We start from the raw sequence: 1,117 nt of genomic DNA, 5'->3' as shown, positions 1-1,117 counted from the left end.
CGAGTGCCGCGGTAAGGGTCGCGGCGGATACGGTGATACGAAGGGAATTTTTCATGAGATGCAGGCTCCTTGGCGTAAAAAGTGACTGGTTTGCACAACTTGGGGATCAAGGTAGCGGGCCAAGCCGGGAAGCCAAGGGAAATTACTGTGAAAGCGGCAAGCGGCGGGGCGCGCACCGGTCCGTTCGCGCATTTTCGCATTTGTGCGTTGAAGCCGTGCCGCTTAATGACGTCGGCAACACCCATGAATAGGTCGAAGCAGATATGAAATTCCCCAACCTCGCACTGGCAGTCGTGCTGTCGATCCCCTTTGCTCTTCCCGCGTCGCTGTTCGCACAAGGCGCCACAAGCGAGCAGATTGTCGATATCGCAGGTGCCAGCTTTGCGCCGGTAATCGAGCAGTATCGAATCCCCGGATTGGTCGTGGGCATCACCTGGCAGGGGCAGCATAGCTTCTATGCGACGGGTGTGGCGGCGCGCAAAGGCAATGTCGCGGCGACGCCGGATACGATCTTTGAACTCGGGTCGATCAGCAAGATTTTCACCGCGACGTTGGCCGCATTGGCAGAAGGCCGCGGTATGCTTGATCTGGATGCGCCCGTGTCGGACAGCATACCCCAGCTTGAGGGGGCCGCTTTCGGCGCGATAAGGCTGGTTGATCTATCCACCCATGTCACCGGTGGCTTGCCGCTTCAGGTTCCCGGCGAGGTGGGCAATACGCCCGAGCTGATCCGCTGGCTAGAGAACTGGCAACCGCCGCAACCGGGGACACGCAGCTATTCCAACGTCAGCATCGGCTTGCTGGGGCATATCACGGCACGGACCATGCAGATGTCCTTTGCCCAAGCGGCTCAGGATGTGCTGTTTCCCGCGATGGGGCTTGGCAGCACCTATGTCGACGTGCCGGATGACGCGATGGATCGCTATGCCTTTGGCTATGACCGCAAGACGGATGCGCCCATTCGCGTTAATCCCGGCGTGTTGGCAGATGAAGCCTATGGGGTGAAATCGACCGCCCGCGATATGCTGCGCCTGCTGGATCTGGAGCTGGGCCGCGGCGGGGCAGATCCCGCGCTGACCGCAGCGCTTGAACGCACACGGCAGGGGCAGGCAGAGAC

The 1,117-nt window shown here is 60.6% G+C and carries 2 protein-coding genes; one reads left to right on the top strand and one right to left on the bottom strand.

Going from position 1 to position 1,117, the window contains the following annotated elements; all coding sequences use genetic code 11:
* Positions 1-245 (bottom strand): hypothetical protein (locus B3849_RS07395; protein ID WP_286779979.1); only part of this gene is annotated, 245 nt, incomplete at its 3' end.
* 18 nt (positions 246-263) lie between these two features.
* On the opposite strand from B3849_RS07395, the gene B3849_RS07390 reads away from it, so the two are divergent.
* The coding region (locus tag B3849_RS07390) for a serine hydrolase (RefSeq protein WP_286779978.1) at positions 264-1,117 on the top strand (854 nt) is incomplete at its 3' end.

Source organism: Sulfitobacter sp. UBA4523, from assembly GCF_002388305.1.
Classification (GTDB): Bacteria; Pseudomonadota; Alphaproteobacteria; order Rhodobacterales; family Rhodobacteraceae; genus Sulfitobacter; species Sulfitobacter pontiacus.
Note: the sequence above shows the minus strand (reverse complement) of the source record. Positions and strands in the feature narration are given on the sequence as shown.